Source organism: Flavobacterium bizetiae (genome assembly GCF_024271895.1).
Lineage (GTDB): Bacteria > Bacteroidota > Bacteroidia > Flavobacteriales > Flavobacteriaceae > Flavobacterium > Flavobacterium bizetiae.
The window spans coordinates 1121908-1137210 of sequence record NZ_CP091861.1; the positions used below are offsets into that span (position 1 = coordinate 1121908).

Sequence of the window (15303 nt, forward strand, 5' to 3'; positions counted from 1 at the left end):
TTCAAATGAATAACAATGTTGCCTCCATTTTACTATTAGCATTTTTAGCCTTAACCTTCTTACAATCAGGATATGAAAAAATATTTTATTGGAAAGATAATGTCGAATGGCTTAAAGGGCATTTTGCCAAAACACCACTAAAAAACCAGGTACCTCTCGCCTTACTTCACCTTTTAATTCTTGAATTAATTTCTGGAATTTTATGTGTTGTTGGAGCCATACAATTACTTACAAATAGTGGTCGTGAATTTGGTTTCTACGGAGCTATTTTCTCTTGTATTTGTTTGCTAATGATGCTTTTTGGGCAAAGATTAGCCAAAGATTACGACGGCGCGAGAACGATCGTAATCTATTTTATTCCGGCCGTTATGGCTGTTTATTGGTTGAATTAATCAACTTTAATTTTTAAAAAGAAAACCACAAATTTCTAAGATTCATATTGATTTTCTAATCTTTTTATTCTGAGAAATTTACGGCGAAAAATAAAATTTTACATTAAAAAAATGAACTCAAAACACCCTTCAGAATCCTTAACCATTTTAACCGATTTAGTTTTACCGAGCGAAACAAATCCTTTAAACAACCTTTTTGGAGGTGAATTATTGGCCCGTATGGATCGTGCAGCAAGTATTGCAGCCCGCAGACATTCTCGCCGAATTGTAGTAACAGCATCTGTAAATCACGTTGCTTTCAACAGAGCCATTTCGTTAGGAAGTGTCGTAACTGTTGAAGCAAAAGTGTCAAGATCTTTTAAAAGTTCTATGGAAGTTTTTATCGATGTTTGGGTAGAAGATCGTGAATCAGGAAGCAGAACAAAAGCAAACGAAGCTATTTATACTTTTGTGGCCGTTGATGATACCGGAAGACCAGTTGAAGTTCCGCCAATTGTGCCTGAAACCGAACTTGAAATACAGCGTTTTGACGCCGCTTTACGTCGTAAACAATTGAGTTTATTGCTAGCAGGAAAAATAAAACCTTCTGACGCTACAGAATTAAAGGCTTTATTTTTGTAGTATAAATTTGGTACAATTTGGAACAATTTTGGGAAATCAATCTTCAAAAAAAGAACTAATTTTACAAAATGTAAGTCCATACAAATCTGAATCAGGAAATTATTTCTTTCTGATTTGTTTATGAAAGAGAAAAAAAGATAAAAATTTAGATGAAAGAAAAAGAAAAAAAAGAGATGAGTTCAGAGAAAGATGCCAAATTAAAAGCGCTACAACTTACGCTTGACAAACTAGATAAAACTTACGGAAAAGGAACCGTAATGAAAATGGGCGATAAAGCCATTGTAGAAGTAGAAACTATTTCTTCAGGTTCTCTTGGAGTTGATTTAGCTCTTGGAGTTAATGGTTACCCTAGAGGAAGAATTATAGAGATTTACGGTCCGGAATCTTCTGGAAAAACAACGTTAACGCTACACGCAATTGCAGAAGCTCAAAAAGCGGGCGGAATTGCTGCTTTTATAGATGCTGAACATGCTTTTGATAGAAATTATGCTGAGAAATTAGGCGTAGATATCGAAAACCTGATCATTTCACAACCAGACAATGGTGAACAAGCTTTAGAAATTGCTGAGAACTTAATTCGTTCAGGAGCAATTGATATTGTGGTAATTGACTCTGTTGCTGCCTTGACTCCAAAAAGTGAAATCGAAGGTGAAATGGGAGATTCTAAAATGGGTCTTCATGCACGTTTGATGTCTCAGGCTTTGAGAAAATTAACCGGAACAATTAGTAAAACAAACTGTACTGTTTTCTTCATCAACCAGTTGAGAGAGAAAATTGGTGTTATGTTTGGTAATCCTGAAACTACAACGGGTGGTAACGCATTGAAGTTTTACGCTTCGGTACGTTTAGATATTCGTCGTTCATCTCAAATTAAAGATGGGGAAAATGTTATAGGAAACAGAACTAAAGTAAAAATCGTAAAAAACAAAGTAGCTCCACCTTTTAAAACTGCCGAATTCGACATTATGTACGGAGAAGGAGTTTCTAAAACAGGGGAAATTCTTGACTTAGCGGTTGAATTTGAGATCGTTAAAAAAGCAGGATCATGGTTTAGTTACGGAGATACAAAATTAGGACAAGGTCGTGATGCTGTAAAATCTTTAATCAAAGATAATCCGGAATTAGCTGACGAATTAGAAGTAAAAATTAAAGAACATATCAAAGAATTGGCTAACGCTTAATATTCTTAATGATTTAATATATAATACTTTATACCAACCCGACACGTTTTTTAAACCTGTCGGGTTTTTTATTTTAAAAAAATATCAAAAAACGACGCAACCATTTTACGATATGTCCATCTAATAAACAGACATAAGCTTTGATTGCTATTATGCCATAATAACATTCGAACTTTTTTCAGAATAAATTTGGTTGTTTGTTCTACAAAAATCCGTTAGTTTTCAAATACTAGCGGGTTTTTTATTAAATAATTTCAAAATTTTCTGTTTCTCACGCAACCTTTTTTACTTTCTGTTCTCTATTAAAGTATGACATTAACTTGAGTTTAAACCAAACTCTTTATTATCAATCCTTAATATTTTTAACCATGAAAGAGAAAATAGAAGTGTTGTACAGTAAAAACCGCAGAAAAACCAAATTGAAATTTAAAAAAGTATTGCGTTTTATTTCAGAAAAAATAATTCATCGATAGTACTTTTGATATAAAATGGGGATTTTAATTCAAAAGAAAACCCGGCAACTTTAGTGTTGTCGGGTTTTTAAATTTATGGTCTATTCTCTATATTCTTTATTCTTTTCTTTCTTAAACTGAAGTAAACCTTTATAAATCAGTTGTCTTACTTCGTCACGAAGCGCTTTTCTGTTTTCACTTGTTAATCCGCTCGTTTCTACAAAAGGCAGAATTCTAACTCTCATTTTACCTGGACTTCCACTTAAAAAAGTATACGAAAAACGTTCTTTATTATCAGCAAAAACAATAGGCACGATCGGGATCTGATGTTCTATTGCCAAACGAAATGCACCGTCTTTAAATTCGTCAAGTAAAATGCTTTCGTCATCCGGAACTCCGCCTTCGGGGAAAATACAAATACTAAGTCCCTGATTAAGTCTGTCTTGTGCTCTCTTGAAAACTTCATTTTTACTCTTAGAAGAATTTCTATCCACCAGAATACAAGTACGTTTATAGAAAAATCCAAACAACGGAATTTTAGAAAGTTCTTTTTTCCCAACAAATACAAAGGGATTTCGAACTATCGCCAGCATCAGCATAATATCGGTCATCGAAGTATGATTGGCCACGATCATATAGCTTTTGTTTTTAATAAGTTTCTGCTCGCGCTTGACCGTATAATAAAAACCCATGCCGAAAAGGATAAATTTAGCCCAAATGCGGGCCATTTTAAAGAAATATGGGTATCCGCTTTCTGATATAATAGAAATAAGCAAAAACGGCAGCATAATCAATATTGGAATTCCCATTAAGATGTAAAACCAAATACGCCACAAAACCCAAAAAACAATTTTAATTCCTTTCATAGTTTCAAATGTAATAAAACAGAAATGAATTCTACAAAAAGAATTTGTATTGCTATTTTTTTTTACCTCAAAGTTCCTTTGTATTTGAAAATTTTATTGAGTGCTATTTTACCACAGAGAAACACAGAGTTTTTCAGACAGAATACCAACTTATTTCTCGCAAAGTCGCAAAGTCGCAAAGTTTATTTTCTTTGCGACTTTGCGACTTTGCGCGATTAAAATAAAACAGCGTGGTAAAGTTTATGTACTTTGCTCTAAAAAAACGAACTTTGCATTTAGTAATAAGAAAAAACTAGAATGGCAAAAATACTTACTGGTGTTCAGAGTACTGGAACGCCACACTTAGGCAATTTATTGGGAGCAATCATTCCTGCTATCGAATTATCGAACAATCCTGCAAACGAATCTTATTTGTTTATTGCTGATTTACATTCGATTACACAAATTAAAGATGGTAAAACATTAAGAGAAAATACATACAGTACCGCTGCGGCCTGGCTTGCTTGCGGACTAAATCCTGATAAAGTTACTTTTTACAGACAATCTGATGTAACTCAAACTACTGAATTGACCTGGTATTTAAGCTGCTTTTTTCCGTTTCAACGTTTGACATTGGCACATTCTTTCAAAGATAAAGCCGATCGTTTAGACGATGTTAACGCGGGACTTTTTACTTATCCAATGTTAATGGCTGCAGATATTTTGCTTTATGATGCTGAATTTGTGCCAGTTGGAAAAGACCAATTGCAACATTTAGAAATTACTCGTGATGTTGCTTCCCGTTTCAATCACCAAATGGGAGAGACTTTTGTAATTCCTGAAGCTAAAATTCAGGAAGACAGTAAATTGATTCCCGGAACAAACGGTGGAAAAATGAGTAAATCGGCCAATAATATTATCAATATTTTCCTTGACGATAAAACATTGCGCAAGCAGGTTATGAGCATAGAAACAGATAGTACTCCGCTTGAAGCTCCTAAAAATCCGGATACTTGTAATGCTTTTGCAATCTATTCTTTGTTAGGAACCGAAGAACAAATCGCCGAAATGAGAGCCAATTATCTTGGTGGAAATTATGGTTACGGTCACGCCAAACAAGCTTTGTTTGAATTGATTACAGAAAAATTTAAAATCGAAAGAGAAAAATATACTTACTACATTAACAACCTTGACGAAGTAGATGCTTTATTAAAAAAAGGAGCTTCAAAAGCTTCTGTTATTGCAGATGGTGTTCTCGCAAAAGTTCGCGAAATACTAGGATTTAGTAAATAAAATTAAAAGCCCGTCAGATATTAAAAACCTGTCGGGCTTTTTTATAAAATAATTATCTAATATAAATCCATACAAATAGTGCGAAAACTATTTACCAGATACATGTTTCTTCTCCTAATATCACTTTTTTTATTAGGATACTTATTAGCTTATTTATTTGGAGATGAGAAGTTTTACAGCATGAATAAAACGGTTGGCTGGGCTTTTACTGTTTCAAATGAAATTTTACTAAATGTATTTTTAGCTATCTCTCAGATACTTTTTATTTTTGGTTATTTAATAATATTTCTACTTAAACGAAAGACAAATTATTACATTTCCCTAGCACATTTTGAGCTAATTATCCTGGCATTTTATTCAATAAATTTCGACAATTTCAATGTTTCTTTGATTCTTGGCACACTGTCAATTATCTTGTTTTTGATAAATATTTTCAAATCTCAGAAATAAAAACTTAATTCTCATATCGCCTCAAACAATTTCCCCGGAAGCGGTCTTATCACTCCTTTAAGTTCCATATTCAAAAGCAAACCTGAGATTTTATAAATAGGGAAATCGCATTGCAATGCTATTATATCAAGCAATTCTTTCCCATTTTTCAGTAAGAAATCATATATCTTTTGTTCATCAGATTCCAACTCAACAAACAACTGCTTTTGCACAGGTTTCGATTTATTATCAATATTCCAATTCAAAATATAAACTAAATCAGCAGCGCTCGTTAAAACGTTTGCTTTTTGCGTTTTGATAAGATCATTGCATCCCTGGCTATATTTGTCTGTAACGCGCCCTGGAACGGCAAAAACATCGCGATTATAATCGTTTGCCAGATTAGCCGTAATAAGCGAACCTCCTCTATCAGCAGATTCGATCACTATCGTAGCTTCGGTCATACCGGCAACAATACGATTTCTGCGGACAAAATTTTCTTTATCAGGGTTTGCAGTACTCCAAAATTCAGTAATAAAACCTCCATTTTCTTCCATTGCAGCCACATATTTCTTGTGTGCTTTGGGATAAATTTGGTTTAATCCATGTGCCAAAACTCCAATAGTTTGCAAATTATAATCCATAGCCAGTTGATGTGCCACAATATCAACTCCGTAAGCAAAACCACTCACAATTACAGGATCAAGCGGAGCCAAATCTTCGATTAATTTCTTGCAAAACTCCGTTCCGTATGAAGTAATCTGACGCGTTCCCACTATACTGATTATTTTTTTATTTTTTAAATTGATATTACCCGCAGAAAAAATCAAAACAGGAGAATCTATACAGTGTTTTAAACGATCCGGATAATCTTCTTCCTGAAAAAGAGATGCTTTTATGTGGTTTGAATGAATAAATTCCAGCTCACGACTCGCTCTTTCAAAAACCGATTTATCTTTAAAATTTTTCAATAAAACAGAACCAACACCATCAATAGCTGCTATTTGATTGGTTTTGGCTTTAAAAATCGCTTCAGCATTTCCAAAATGTGTAAGTAATTTTTTAGCCATAATATCTCCCACTCCATCGACTTTTAATAAGGCTAACAAATAAAATAAATCCTGATCTGACATTTACTAAAATATTATGTAAAATAGAATATAAAATTCTAAACAATTTAATAGTGCAAATATGATTAAAATAAAGTAATTTCTTAATAAAACAACAAAATTAGATTTTTTTATATTTTTAAAAACTAGTCACATAATGTTTAAATCACTGAATATTAATTGTCTATAAAAATATCAGAATTGTTAATAAAAATTGTGAATAAAATTTTGATAACTATATTCGTTGCATAACTTTGTTACTATGAAAATCGAAACTTACATAGCACAGTTATTGTATCGTTATCAGTGTGTAACGGTTCCAGGGTTTGGAGCATTTTTAACCGAAATTCACTCGGCTCAGCTTAATGAAAGCACAAATTCGTTTTTTCCACCCAAAAAAATGATCTCTTTTAATAGCCATTTGAAAAACAATGACGGATTATTAGCAAATCATATCGCGAACGGAGAAAAAACATCTTACGGTTTTGCCGTAAGCGCCATTGCTTTTGAAGTTCAGAGCTGGAAAAATACCTTAGAAGAAAATGGCACAATAAGCCTTAAAAATATTGGTGAAATTCGCTTAAATGCAGAGAAAAATATCATTTTTACTCCTAACGATCAAACCAATTTCCTTGCAAGTTCTTTCGGATTAAGTCCGTTTGTTTCTCCTCTTGTAAAAAAGGAAAACTTCGAGAAAAAAATCAAGGAAATCGAAGAAAGAGAGCCAATTGCTTTATATGAAAATGACGAAGAAGGAAGATCTTCGAATTCATTTTTGAAATATGCTGCAATTTTTGTTTTAGGTCTTGGAATCACGGGAAGTATTGGATATCCTTTGTACCAAAATCAAATTGCCAACAAAACGCTTGTTGTAGAAAGTGCTGTTCAGAAAAAAGTACAAAACAAGATACAGGAAGCTACATTTTTCATTCAGAGTCCATTGCCGGCTGTAACTCTTTCTGTTGATTCTGCAAAAGTAGAAGTTGCCGAAGAAAAAGCAATGTCATATCATATTATGGCAGGTGCATACAGAAGCGAACAAAATGCAAGAAAAGCATATAATCAATTGATTAAAGATGGTTTTAAAGCCAGAATGTTAGGCGAAAACAAACACGGTTTATTCCCGGTTTTATACGGAAGTTATGCTACAATGTCTGAAGCTGAAAAAGCACAAAAAGAAATACAAAAAGGTGAAAATCCAGATGCCTGGATCTTAGTCGAAACTCTATAATAATAAAAATCCTATTCAAACCGAATAGGATTTTTTTTGTCTTATTTTGTCTTTAAAAAAACCTTATTTAGCTCAACTTCAGGAGCTGCAATCCTATTTTTGTTCTACTATTTTAAAGAACAAAATACAATGAAAAACACGCTAAAATTACTTCTCGCATTTTTATTTATTCTAAGCTCTAATTCATTTTTTGCTCAAAAGATAATTACAACTGAAAAGTCTCAGGAAATTGCACAGAAAAAATTAGATCTGGAAGCCCAGAAGTCAACAGAAGAGTATCGTAAAAAGCTAGACAATGATCAATCGCAATTAAAAAAAGAACAAAGGAAATTAGAAAGGCATCAAAAAGACCTTAAAAACGCACAGAAAGATCTTGAATCTACCAACAAAAAGATTGATAAGTTAGAATATAACAAGCAAAAACTGGAATCGAAAATAAACTCAAGCTCGGTTTCTGAAGAAGATCTACAAAAACAACAAATAAAGTTGAAAGAACACGATCTTGATATTCAAAAACTTAAATTAAAAAAAATAGAACAGCAGAAAAAACTCGACAGAGTAAAAGCTGAATATTAAAACAAAAATCCTACTCGTAATGAGTAGGATTTTTGTTTAACGTGAAACAATTTTAGCATCCTGAGACAGTATAACTTTAGTGCCCTGATAAATTTTTAATCTCGCCGGAGGCGAATTTTTTTCGCCCAAAATGATGATCGCACATTCATAAACTAAGTTGCCTTTTTTAAATTCATATTGATGATTTCCACCTATTCCTTCTACAACTAATTCGCCACCATTGATCACTAAATCAGGTTTTTGAATCATTTCTTTTTTAATCGACCATGAGGCAAAACGGTAATTATTATTTCCTAAATTATCAATCCTGATTTTAAATTCAGCGGTTTCGAGAATACAAATTGGTGTCTGAAAAAATGCTATGCTAGGATCAAGCATTTTCTTTTGCGATGCAATTAGTTTGTTTTTAAGTTCTATTTCGGCTTTCGATTGATAATTTACTGCTGTTAAACGTCCTTCGGTATCCAGCCAAATGTTGCCGTGAATTAGCATAATTCCGCGCAAACCCATATCAGTCCAGCCTTTTGCATGCGTCGATTTTATAATTTCGTTTTTTAACGTAGCATCAAAAATTTCAGAATATCGTTTTACAAAATCTGCTTTATTTGCAATATCAGGTATTGGATATTCGCGCTCCAGCGGATAAACCACTGCATCAGCAATAGCTTCTTTCTTGTCATTTTTTACATTTTCAATGAACTTTTTAACAAGTTTCTGATAATTAATATTCGAATCCTGAGCAGAAATAAAACTGCTGCAAAAAAATAATAGCACTAAAAATATGTTGCTTCTTTTCATCTTAAATATTTTTAATTAATTACTAATCCGGCATTTACAATCAAATATAAATAATTTATAATAGCGGTAATCGAATTGGAATTAGGTTATAAAACAAAAAATCCCATTCTTTCGAATAGGATTTTGTTTAACGTGGAACAATTTTAGCGTCCTGATTAAGTATTTCTTTTCCGTTTTGATAAATGCTTAAATTAGCTGGTGCTGAATCTTTTGTACCCAAAACTGTAATATAACACTGGTATAGAAAATTACCTTTTTTAAAATCGTAATGATGATTACCTCCTGTTCCGTCGTGAAACCATTTTCCGTTGGTAATGATTAAATCCGGTTTTTCGCTCATTGATTGTTTTATCGACCACGACGCATATCTGAAATTATCATTTCCCAGGTCATCAATTCTAACTCTAAATTTAGAGGTTTCCAGAATAACTTCCGGAGCTTCAAACTTTGCAATCGATGGGTGAAGTTTGCTTTTTTCAGCAGCTATTAATTTGGTTTTAAGATCTTTCTCAGCTTTAGTTTGGTAACTTATAGAAAATACTTTTCCGTCAGTATCCATCCACAAAGTTCCCTGATTTAGCATTATCCCACGCCAGCCCATTTCTGACCAGTCCTTTGCCGCATTCGATTTTGAAATTTCAGCTTTCAATTTAGCATCAAAAATTTCATCATATCTTTTTACAAACTCTGTTTTATTCTTGACAGACGGAATTGGATTGTCTCTTTTTAAAGGATATTTAATAGCCTCGGCTACAGCCTCTTTCCTATCATTTTTTACATTATCAATAAATTTTTTGACAAACTTTTGATATTCTGGTTTCAAGTCCTGCCCTGACATACTTTGAACCGTAATGCCTATGAATAGGATGTATAGTAACTTTTTCATAATTTCTATTTTACATAATGTTTTTATAGTTGATTTCGAAATTTCATTTGAAAACTTCAAAATCAAATTCCAAATTCTGAAACTCCAAGTTACAAAATCTGAAATTAATTTATGCTGGCTTTAAACATTTTAAGTTCGTCCCAGGTAAATTCATCACCATATTTTTCTTTTAGCGGACTTAGAGATTCTTCCTGATAAAACTCAAAAGCTTCACGCAAAGCCAGAATTTTATCATACGGTAAAACATCTGAAATCTCCACTTTTTTAGCCTGAATTAATTTCACCAAATGCGTTTCTATTGTCTGAACCGTTAGTTTTCTCATTCGCGCAATATCTTCAATCGAATTTTTCTCCAGCCACAAATCATGGGTTTCTTCGATGGTTGTTTTCTTTTCGGCCTTTGGTGTGCTTTTATCTAATTTGCGTGCCGTATAACGAACTGTAGGTTCTTCAGATTTAAAAATATCAGTGTTCGACATATTAAATTCCTCGCGGATCTTTGCAACCTTGTCTAATTTGTAGTTTTTAATCGCTGTAGACGACAATTTCTCTTTACAGATGGTTTCGCCTGCAACGACAATTTCTATGAGCAATTTGGCCTTCATTAAACGCAAAACAGCTTTCGTTTGCAAATCATCCAAAAAAGCGAGCTCTTCGTAGAATTCTTTTACTTTTTTAAATTTCTGAATTTCGGCCATTTTATTCAAAAGATCCGTAACCAGTTTGTCCATCGGTTTAAAAAAATAATCATAAGCTGCCACTACCCTTTCCTGTACAAAAAAGAGATCGACAGTTTCTTTATTGAAAATTTTATTAAGCTGATTAACGAATTTTTGTGCAGGATCTGCCAGCGAATCAATTATTTCTAAACGTTTATGTGCCCAGGCTGAATGTTTCGATTTTTCTGAAGCGACTGCATTTTCGTTATAACTAAAACGGTGATTGCGCCATTCCTGAGCCAAATCGGCCCAATTAAAACTGCTAATCAAATAGTTATGAATAAAATTTTTCGTTTCAAAATGCAAAGAATGTTTTAAAACTTCTTCTGTTGCTTTGTTCAAAGCATAGTCCATCACATCCTGATCGTTCGAAATACCATTCATTTGCAGCGGAGACAGCAAAATAAGCCCATTTAAGGACGTTAAACGTGATAATGCTACATATGCCTGTCCGGGCAAAAAAACTTGCGATACATCGAGCGCAGCTTTTTCAAAAGTTAAACCCTGGCTTTTGTGCACTGTAATTGCCCACGCCAGTTTAAGCGGATAATGCGCAAATGTGCCCAAAACTTCTTCTTCGACTTCTTTGGTGAGATCGTTTACTTTGTATCGGATATTTTTCCATTCGTATTTTTCAACTTCAATGGTTTTATCTTCTTCAGGAAAATGTATGAATATTTCTTCAGCCGAAAGTGATTTTACAACGCCCATTTTTCCGTTGAAATAGCGCTTTTCAAAAGACAAATCATTTTTTACAAACATAACCTGAGCGCCTACTTTGAGTTTCAGATTTTCCTCAACCGGAAAAATTTTCTCCGGAAAATCTCCCACAATAAAGGGCTGATAAGCGAATTCATTTCCCGCTAAATCGCCAATTGCCTGTTCGTTAATCGAATCGGCTTTGGCATTATGCGTGGTAAGTGTAATATATCCTGGATTATTTTTTAAATCAAAATCAGGTTTCACATATTCGTTTAAAACCTGAATATCCTGAGGCGTAATCTGATTGTTTCGAAGATTGTTTAAAACCGAAATAAACGTATCATCAGACTGACGATAAATCTTTGATAATTCGATATATAAGGGTGGATATTGCTGAATTACATGCGAATGAAAAAAGAATTTTCCTTTGTAATAATTACGCAAAGTTCGCCATTCTTCATCTCTGATTACGGGCGGAAGCTGCAATAAATCTCCAATAAAAAGTACCTGAACTCCACCAAAAGGACGTGAATTTTTACGCACCGTTTGCATCATAAAATCGATAGCATCCAGTAAATCAGCACGAAGCATACTGACTTCATCAATAATCAAAAGCTCCATATTTCTGATTACGTTACGCTTCACATTATTCATTTTGAAGTGTCGGCGCAAGGTTTCTTTATTCTCAAATTTTACGGTTTCAGTAAACTGAGAAGCCTCTTCGTATGACGGAATAAAGGCTGAAAATGGCAACTGAAACATCGAGTGAATTGTAACTCCACCAGCATTTAGCGCTGCAATTCCCGTAGGAGCAACCACTACAGTATTTTTATGGGTTGTAGCAATGATTTCGCGTAAAAGCGTGGTTTTTCCTGTTCCTGCTTTACCAGTCAGGAAGATCGATTTTTGCGTTTGATTGATGAATTGTAAGGTGTAAGCAGCTGCTTCTGTAACGTTTTGCATTGGGCTTGTATTGAAAAACTAAAAGTATCGCATTTTTATAAAAGAAAAAACCTAAATCTTGACAGATTTAGGTTTTTAAATTTAGTTAGTTAGTTTGGTATTATTTTTTAGCAGCTTCTCCTTCTTTTACTGCCGGTTTTTCTTCTGATTTTGGGCTTGATTTATACTTATCATTCAGAGCTTTAATGATATCTTTTGTAATATCATATTTCTCTTCAGCGTATAAAATTGAAGCTGCATCACCAGTACCGTAGATATAAGAATAACCGTTTTTCTTACCGTAATCTTTGATGAATTTTTTAACTCCACTTACTAGAGAATCCATTTCAACACCACTTTCTTGTTGTAATTGTTGAGACAAAGCTTGTTGAGCATAACCCAATTGTTGTTCTCTTTTTTGCAACTCAGCACCTCTTTGTTGAGCCCAAGCCTGACCGTTTGCTTGTGCCTGGCTTTGAAAATTAGCAGCGTCTTGTTTAAAACGTGTAATCTCGGCTTGTAGTTGTCTTCCTTTTTCTTCAGCTTGCCCTTTGTATTTTGCTTCAAGGTCTTTTGCTTCAGTGTACTCTTTCATTAAAATCGAAGTATCTACGTAAGCTGTTTTTACTTCCTTTACTTCTGCAGTTTTATTACATGAAACGGCGAAAATTGAAAGTGCGATAATTACTAATGCTTTTTTCATTTTTTGAATTTCTATTTTTTTAATGTATTGAAGACAAAAATATAAAAAAATAAATAGCATCAACATAAAGTTTAAAAAATGCTAGAATTTTATCATATTGTTTTTATTTATCGAAAGAAATATGTCAATAATTCAACGCTATCAAAAACGACTTTCATAGCTTTTATTAGAAACACTTTCTCAAAAAAGACATAATTACTCATCACTTGAGCTAAAAAACCATCAGAAACACGCTTATTTTACGTTTTAGTCCTTTTTTAAAGCCTAAAAGAATCTTGTATGCCTATTTTTTCAAATTGATGCTTTTAAAAATTTATAACACCAGAAAAATGTCGAAAAAATCATTTTTCTTTTGAAATTTTAAAAAACAAAAAATTGAATTAACAAGATTTTTAAAAATGCTCCATTTCTAAAAAAATAGAATACAATTTTCGAAAAAATTAAAATTCACAAAAATTTTCGTCTTCATGATTTCAAAATTTGAAAACAGAAAAATTCAGCCTTAAAATTTCAAAAAACGTGCGTTTTTTATGGTATTGTTTTTATTTATGGAACCGTCTTAAAGCATAAAAAACCACTATCAAAAGTGGCTTTCATAGCTTTTATTAGAAAGATGATCTCAAAAAAGACATAATAAGTCCTCACTTATGCTGAGAAAACGCCAGAAATGCGCTTAAATTGCGTTTTACTTGTTTTTTAAGACATAAATGTGCGATGAATACTCTTTTGTACTGCTCGCTTTTAAATTTGATTTTAAACCAACAAAAAAAGCACTGATGTAATTCATTTTTCCGGTTTTGTATTTTTCAGATAACAAACTCACATAAAAAGAATCAAATTTCATCGGAAGCACTTTTTCTAATTTCATATCGACTTTTTCAAAAAGTGATTTGATGGCTTTTTTTGAGAAATGCCAAAAGTGAATTGGCACATCATAAGCTGCCCAAAAAGTTTGGTAATGTTGCGCGTCGTAAGATTTAAAATTTGGAACCGCAACAATTAAAGTTCCAGTTGGCTTTAATAAACGCTTCAATTCCTGAATTTGTAATTCTAAATTTGGAACATGTTCTAAAACGTGCCACATGGTAATCACGTCAAACGAATTATTTTCGAGAGCGCTAGTTTCATTCACAAAAGAAATTCCTTTTTGTATCGCAATATTTTTTGCTCGTTCGCTTGGTTCTACTCCAACAGTATCCCAACCGTCATTTTTTGCCGTTAATAAAAAATCACCTGTTCCGGCACCAATATCTAATATTCTTCCTTTTCGGGATTGTTCACCATTGATCAAATTCAGTTTATTTTTTAAAGCAATATTTTTCACGAAATGATATGCTTTTTCAAATAACGAACGTTTGTTATCAGTATGAGAAATGTAATCTTCGCTTTCGTAATATTTTCCAAGATTTTCTAAATCTGGTTGCGGAGATGTGATTAACATATCTAAAGTTTCATCGTAATACAAATCGAAAATTTCTTTAGATACAGAATGGTCTTTTACAGTAAGAAAATGTTTTTTGTTTAAAACGTCCATTTTTAAGTTTATAGGTATTTTGGTTTAATTTAAAGGCAAACCCTAAAACCAGAAATTCTGTTTTTAGGGTCTATTATTTATTATATTTTTTTTCAGCGTTTCCAATTAATTCTTACCGCCGAAAGTTTTTCGTTTTCAATTCTTATTTCTGAACAAATTATAAAATCATTTTTAATATAAAATTGCAATGGCGATTTATAAAATGTTGCATTATGTTTTATTTCATTCTCCTGATCAATTACCCAACCATTCAAACTTGTATTATTCTTTTTTATTTCATTCATCAAAAGAGAACCAATTCCTTTGCCGTGTATTTCACTATTTAAAATTATGCAAACCAATTTTCATCTTCTCTTAAAAAAGTAAAAGTCCAACCCTGAATTTCATCTGAATCATCAAGCAACAAATAATGTTTTGTTTCTGAAAGTCCGTTTAAATACAATTCAAAATCTTTAATAGTTTTCAAATTCAATTTTGCCGGATATTCATTATTCCAAAGTTGCATTAAGGAATCTTTTTGTTTCAAAGACAAAACTTGCGTTTCAATAATTCTCATAGAATGAACTTTAAAATTTGGTTATTTTGTCATTCCGAAGAACGAGGAATCCCCCGCAAGTATTTCCGTAATCAAAAGAATAAACTTTGTCGATCTTGCAACGGAGATTCCTCGTTCCTCGGAATGACAAACTATATCATTTCTTTATACAAACAAACCAATATAGCTTTCTATTTAAAATTCGTTTCACGTGGAACAATTCCAATCTTCAATTTCAGATTATTTCAAAACCGAAAAACATGTAAATCAGAAATGGTTTCACGTGGAACAATTCAACAAACAGTCTCAGCATTCAATAACCAGCATTCACTGAAAACTAAAAACTGAGACTGTA

General features: G+C 32.8%; 14 protein-coding genes. 6 read left to right on the forward strand and 8 right to left on the reverse strand.

The genetic code is table 11. The features are described 5' to 3' along the window. Positions 1 to 5: 5 nt before the first annotated feature. The 3 genes from L0669_RS05040 to recA all read left to right on the forward strand — a co-directional run bounded on the left by L0669_RS05040 (position 6) and on the right by recA (position 2194). Positions 6 to 392 (forward strand): DoxX family membrane protein, encoded by a 387-nt coding sequence (locus L0669_RS05040; protein WP_072957544.1) that lies wholly within the window; start codon positions 6 to 8, stop codon positions 390 to 392. Between the two features lie 111 nt (positions 393 to 503). Beyond that, a complete protein-coding gene (locus L0669_RS05045; RefSeq protein WP_173968976.1) occupies positions 504 to 1013 on the forward strand; it encodes an acyl-CoA thioesterase in 510 nt (169 codons plus the stop codon). Between the two features lie 173 nt (positions 1014 to 1186). Continuing rightward, complete coding sequence (gene recA / locus L0669_RS05050; protein ID WP_173968979.1) at positions 1187 to 2194, forward strand: recombinase RecA; 1008 nt, start codon at positions 1187 to 1189, stop codon at positions 2192 to 2194. A 553-nt stretch (positions 2195 to 2747) separates the two neighbouring features. On the opposite strand, the gene L0669_RS05055 is transcribed toward recA, so the two are convergent. Beyond that, a complete protein-coding gene (locus L0669_RS05055; protein WP_263761795.1) occupies positions 2748 to 3512 on the reverse strand; it encodes a lysophospholipid acyltransferase family protein in 765 nt (254 codons plus the stop codon). Positions 3513 to 3809: 297 nt separating this feature from the next. Here L0669_RS05055 and trpS point away from each other — a divergent pair, with 297 nt between their 5' ends. Beyond that, positions 3810 to 4784: a tryptophan--tRNA ligase gene (trpS, locus tag L0669_RS05060; protein WP_263761796.1), complete on the forward strand. Its 975-nt coding sequence runs from the start codon at positions 3810 to 3812 to the stop codon at positions 4782 to 4784. 461 nt (positions 4785 to 5245) lie between these two features. Here trpS and dprA read toward each other — a convergent pair whose 3' ends face one another. Beyond that, on the reverse strand, positions 5246 to 6346 hold the full coding sequence (gene dprA, locus L0669_RS05065) for a DNA-processing protein DprA (protein ID WP_263761797.1): 1101 nt from the start codon (positions 6344 to 6346) through the stop codon (positions 5246 to 5248). Positions 6347 to 6584: 238 nt separating this feature from the next. Between dprA and L0669_RS05070 the strand changes: the two genes are divergently transcribed. Both L0669_RS05070 and L0669_RS05075 read left to right on the forward strand, forming a co-directional pair. After that, a complete protein-coding gene (locus L0669_RS05070) occupies positions 6585 to 7553 on the forward strand; it encodes an HU domain-containing protein (protein ID WP_263761798.1) in 969 nt (322 codons plus the stop codon). Between the two features lie 129 nt (positions 7554 to 7682). Beyond that, the gene (locus tag L0669_RS05075; protein WP_263761799.1) at positions 7683 to 8129 is read left to right on the forward strand and encodes a hypothetical protein; all 447 of its coding nucleotides are present in this window, start codon (positions 7683 to 7685) and stop codon (positions 8127 to 8129) included. A gap of 36 nt (positions 8130 to 8165) precedes the next feature. On the opposite strand, the gene L0669_RS05080 is transcribed toward L0669_RS05075, so the two are convergent. From L0669_RS05080 to L0669_RS05105, 6 genes are all read right to left on the reverse strand, one after another. Then, on the reverse strand, positions 8166 to 8927 hold the full coding sequence (locus tag L0669_RS05080) for a hypothetical protein (protein WP_263761800.1): 762 nt from the start codon (positions 8925 to 8927) through the stop codon (positions 8166 to 8168). A 127-nt stretch (positions 8928 to 9054) separates the two neighbouring features. Continuing rightward, positions 9055 to 9813 (reverse strand): hypothetical protein, encoded by a 759-nt coding sequence (locus L0669_RS05085; RefSeq protein ID WP_263761802.1) that lies wholly within the window; start codon positions 9811 to 9813, stop codon positions 9055 to 9057. Between the two features lie 104 nt (positions 9814 to 9917). After that, the gene (locus tag L0669_RS05090) at positions 9918 to 12197 is read right to left on the reverse strand and encodes a helix-turn-helix domain-containing protein (RefSeq protein ID WP_263761804.1); all 2280 of its coding nucleotides are present in this window, start codon (positions 12195 to 12197) and stop codon (positions 9918 to 9920) included. Positions 12198 to 12297: 100 nt separating this feature from the next. After that, positions 12298 to 12879, reverse strand: a complete 582-nt coding sequence (locus tag L0669_RS05095; RefSeq protein WP_173971196.1) for an OmpH/Skp family outer membrane protein — start codon at positions 12877 to 12879, stop codon at positions 12298 to 12300. A 685-nt stretch (positions 12880 to 13564) separates the two neighbouring features. Next, the gene (locus L0669_RS05100; RefSeq protein WP_263761806.1) at positions 13565 to 14413 is read right to left on the reverse strand and encodes a class I SAM-dependent methyltransferase; all 849 of its coding nucleotides are present in this window, start codon (positions 14411 to 14413) and stop codon (positions 13565 to 13567) included. A 328-nt stretch (positions 14414 to 14741) separates the two neighbouring features. Beyond that, positions 14742 to 14969 carry a hypothetical protein gene (locus L0669_RS05105; protein WP_263761808.1) on the reverse strand — a complete coding sequence of 76 codons (228 nt, stop codon included), beginning with the start codon at positions 14967 to 14969 and terminating at the stop codon, positions 14742 to 14744. Positions 14970 to 15303: the final 334 nt, after the last annotated feature.

Bases quoted from the DNA above. Each gene is read 5' to 3' on its own strand.
- L0669_RS05080 (WP_263761800.1), bottom strand. From the start codon at position 8,927: ATGAAAAGAAGCAACATATTTTTAGTGCTATTATTTTTTTGCAGCAGT.
- trpS (WP_263761796.1), top strand. From the start codon at position 3,810: ATGGCAAAAATACTTACTGGTGTTCAGAGTACTGGAACGCCACACTTA.
- recA (WP_173968979.1), top strand. From the start codon at position 1,187: ATGAGTTCAGAGAAAGATGCCAAATTAAAAGCGCTACAACTTACGCTT.
- L0669_RS05040 (WP_072957544.1), top strand. From the start codon at position 6: ATGAATAACAATGTTGCCTCCATTTTACTATTAGCATTTTTAGCCTTA.
- L0669_RS05090 (WP_263761804.1), bottom strand. From the start codon at position 12,197: ATGCAAAACGTTACAGAAGCAGCTGCTTACACCTTACAATTCATCAAT.
- L0669_RS05100 (WP_263761806.1), bottom strand. From the start codon at position 14,413: ATGGACGTTTTAAACAAAAAACATTTTCTTACTGTAAAAGACCATTCT.
- dprA (WP_263761797.1), bottom strand. From the start codon at position 6,346: ATGTCAGATCAGGATTTATTTTATTTGTTAGCCTTATTAAAAGTCGAT.
- L0669_RS05070 (WP_263761798.1), top strand. From the start codon at position 6,585: ATGAAAATCGAAACTTACATAGCACAGTTATTGTATCGTTATCAGTGT.
- L0669_RS05105 (WP_263761808.1), bottom strand. From the start codon at position 14,969: ATGAGAATTATTGAAACGCAAGTTTTGTCTTTGAAACAAAAAGATTCC.
- L0669_RS05075 (WP_263761799.1), top strand. From the start codon at position 7,683: ATGAAAAACACGCTAAAATTACTTCTCGCATTTTTATTTATTCTAAGC.
- L0669_RS05095 (WP_173971196.1), bottom strand. From the start codon at position 12,879: ATGAAAAAAGCATTAGTAATTATCGCACTTTCAATTTTCGCCGTTTCA.
- L0669_RS05055 (WP_263761795.1), bottom strand. From the start codon at position 3,512: ATGAAAGGAATTAAAATTGTTTTTTGGGTTTTGTGGCGTATTTGGTTT.
- L0669_RS05045 (WP_173968976.1), top strand. From the start codon at position 504: ATGAACTCAAAACACCCTTCAGAATCCTTAACCATTTTAACCGATTTA.
- L0669_RS05085 (WP_263761802.1), bottom strand. From the start codon at position 9,813: ATGAAAAAGTTACTATACATCCTATTCATAGGCATTACGGTTCAAAGT.